This window comes from Streptomyces sp. NPDC060031 (genome assembly GCF_042736805.1).
Taxonomy (GTDB): Bacteria; Actinomycetota; Actinomycetes; order Streptomycetales; family Streptomycetaceae; genus Streptomyces.
On the sequence record NZ_JBHWVM010000192.1, the window covers coordinates 1 to 3,158 of the forward strand.

The 3,158-nt window shown below is 69.8% G+C and carries 2 protein-coding genes and 1 pseudogene; 1 reads left to right on the plus strand and 2 read right to left on the minus strand.

Annotated features, from left to right (window positions below; all coding sequences use genetic code 11):
- Nucleotides 1–40: 40 nt before the first annotated feature.
- Nucleotides 41–268: a hypothetical protein gene (locus ACFWB8_RS36875; protein WP_385237641.1), complete on the minus strand. Its 228-nt coding sequence runs from the start codon at nucleotides 266–268 to the stop codon at nucleotides 41–43.
- A gap of 428 nt (nucleotides 269–696) precedes the next feature.
- Here ACFWB8_RS36875 and ACFWB8_RS36880 point away from each other — a divergent pair.
- Nucleotides 697–1,052 (plus strand): annotated as a pseudogene (locus tag ACFWB8_RS36880) (IS1380 family transposase); the annotation flags it as partial.
- A 167-nt stretch (nucleotides 1,053–1,219) separates the two neighbouring features.
- Here ACFWB8_RS36880 and ACFWB8_RS36885 read toward each other — a convergent pair.
- Nucleotides 1,220–2,785, minus strand: a complete 1,566-nt coding sequence (locus ACFWB8_RS36885; RefSeq protein WP_385237644.1) for an alpha/beta hydrolase — start codon at nucleotides 2,783–2,785, stop codon at nucleotides 1,220–1,222.
- Between the last annotated feature and the right edge of the window lie 373 nt (nucleotides 2,786–3,158).

The following is a 3,158-nucleotide window of genomic DNA, read 5'->3' on the forward strand; positions in this document are numbered from 1 at the left end:
GGCCGCCACCCTGACCGGGTGGCGGCCCGCACTGCTGCGCTCACTCCTCGCCGGTGTCCGGGCTCCAGACGGTCGGCCCGCCGCCGCGCCACTCGATCAGTAGCGGGTCGTCCAGGCGGACGTTGTCCGGGTCCAGGCCGGACCGCCGCAGGAACTCCAGAAGGTCGGCGGGGCCCAGGGCGCGGCCGAGGATCTCGCCGTCGCAGCGCACCCGGCGCCCGCCCTCGGCGTCCGGCCGATAGACGACCACACGCAGAGCAGGGCTCATCCCTCCACCCTGCCCCTACCCGCTCACTCCAGCACCCCGAGGTCGACGTGAGGACGCATTTGCCCTTCGACAGGTCTCACTTCTCGCCGGACCGGTGTCCCTGCTGGCCGAGATTCATATATCGCCCCATGCGTCCCCCTCGCTACCTTCTGTAACACGTGCAGGTGATGGGCTCAGGGAGTCGGAAAGGGCACGCCGTGATCGCTCGGTCGGTTCAAGTGACGCTCGCTGTGAGCGAAGAGGGCGCTATCAGCGTCCGCAAGGGAGACTCCGGGATGCGGGGCATGCAAGCTTCAGGCGTCAGGGAGGGCGCATACCAGTTCAAGGCCATAACTAACCTCGCGGTTTCATTTCGTGTGGAGCCCGGAATCTGAGCGGGAACGCGAAAGTTCCTTTTGAACTGGGACGATGAACCTTGTCGAGGGGTTTTGTCGTCGTCAGAGGAAGGCACTCTCTGCGTGCAGGCTATCGGTTCGCGTCCCCGGCTCTTCATATCCGCCGATGGAACGGGGGTGGTCGGGCACGCTGGGGCACGGTTGCTTTCGGACCTCGCCGGATCCGGGCCGCGTCGCCACTGACCTTGCGGTGATGCTCGCCGACGGCGGCGAGGCGATCGCGGACCTGTCCGTGCTACGAGACCAGGGCGAGGTGTTCGGCCCGGTGGCCTCCACGCCCACGGCCGGGCGCCTGCTGGCCGGTTGGCGGGAACGTGCTCGACCGACTGCGCTCGGCCCGTGCTTCAGCGCGGGAGATCGCCTGGCCGCAGGCCGCTGCGCACGGCGAGGGCATCCCTGCCGTGAAGCCGGGGTGACGGTTGGGTGTGGCTGGGTTCAGGGGGTTCCTGGCTTGTACCGCGGGCCTGGGGTAGTTGTCTCCTGTTGGTCTACTCCTCGGCTCCGGCCGCCCTTTGTGTGGGCGATGGGCTCGCGCAGCGGCCCGGATTCAGAACGATCAGGAGAAGGGCTGTTTGTCCGGGTGGCAGGTGGTTTCGGGTGGTGGCAGTGTGCCGTTGATGAAGTAGTGGCTCTCGTATGTTTTCACGCAGTTGCTGGCGTTGTTGAACAGGGCGGTGTGGCCGTAACCGTCGTGGGTGAGGAGGCGGGCGTTGGCCAGTTCCCTCGCCATGGCCTGGGAGTCCGCGTACGAGGTGGAGGGGTCGTATCTGGTGCCGACCACGAGGATGGGGTGTGCGGTGGGCTTGTTCCACGGTCCGGTGTACCTGTCGGCGGCCCGGGCCGGCCAGGTGGCACACGGCTCTCCGGACCAGGTCCAGAAGCGGCCGGCGTCGCCCGCCCGTTTGGCGCTGTTCTCCTCCAGAGGGTGGTAGGCGGCGGGATCGCGGGGGTTGGGGCTGTCGCCGCACCACACGGCCATTGCCTGTTCCTCGCCGAGGTACGGAGCGGGGTTGGCGACGGGCGGTGGGGACGGGACCGTGGCCGGCTTCGGGGCCCGGCCCTGCCACAGGTCCTGGAGGCGGCGGGCGAGGTCCGCCCAGCCCGGTTCGACGATGTAGAGGCCGTTGACCGTGTCGGCGACCGTCTTGGCGTACGTCCACGTGTACACCGGGTGTTCCCTGAGGCGCTGCATCAGCTGGTCGAACTTCGCGCGGGTCGCCTTCGGGCTGCCGGCAGAAAAGGCGCAGCGGCCCGTGGTGGCGGATCCGCACAGGTCGAGGAACCGGTCCAGGGTGGCCGCGGCGCTGCGGTCGGAGCCCATGCGCAGGAAGGTGGGGGTCCGGGCGTCCGCTTGGCCGTCGTTCGTCCACGCGGACGGAGCGATGTTGCTGTCCAGGACCATGGCGCGGACCTTGCCGGGGAACAGGTTGGCGTAGGTGGCGCCGAGGATCGTGCCGTAGGAGACGCCGAAGTAGTTGAGCTGTGGCTCGCCCACGGCCTGCCGGAGCAGGTCGAGGTCCCGGGCGGTGTCGGCTGTCGACACCTGGCGCAGGAGATCGGCGTCGCGTTTCTCGCAGCGCTGGCCGAGGTCCTCGTAGGCGTCGATCCAGGCGGTGCGCTCCTTCTCCCCCACGGGGAAGCCGGCCGGCTTGGAACGCCCCCACGCCTCGGCACCTTCGGTGCTGTCGAAGCAGTTCACCGCCGTGCTGTTGCCGACGCCGCGAGGATCCCAGCTGATGATGTCGAACCGCTCCCGCAGCTTCTTGGGGAAGGAGCCATAGTTCTGCGGGACCTGCACCGTCCCGGGGCCGCCGGGCCCGCCGGGGTTCACGAAGAGGGTTCCGATGCGGTGCGCGCCGTCGGTCGCCTTCCTGCGGACCACGGCCAGGTCGATGGTGCGGCCGGCGGGGGCGGAGTGGTCGAGGGGGACGCGGGCGGTGGCGCAGTCGTACGGGCTGCCGGGCGTGCAGGGGCGCCAGTCGAGCCGGGGGATGCCTACCGAGGGCGACGGCGTGTCCAGCGCGGTGGCGGGTCCGGGGCAGCTGAGTACGGTCGAGCAGACCGCCGCGGCGACGAGCGCCGCCGCGCGATGGCGGCCGCCTGTCGGTCCGGACAGGGGCATGGCTGGCCCTCCTCCGTTGCGTCGGACTCCTGCCGACCGCGCAGCCGCGGCCGTGGTAAGGCGAGAGCCCCTGAATCCACGAAACCTCGATTCACCGGCCCACGCGAGCCGAGGGCGCGGACCCCCACCGGTGGCACCCCGGCCAGTGCTGTGCCGGCGCCGCCCCGATGCGCTTCCCCATGGACTCCTGGTGGATATCAGTGCGCTTGCTTGCCGCGCGCGCTCCACTCGGCCCCGCCGAGCACCAGCTCCGCAGGGCCGAGTCGAGTGAAGCGGCTGGGAGTGTCATGAATTAGGTGGGTTCCTTCCTCGAAGGAGTCATCTGATGGGTACGACGGCGGGTCACACGATCGGGATGGCCGGCGGCGTGTCG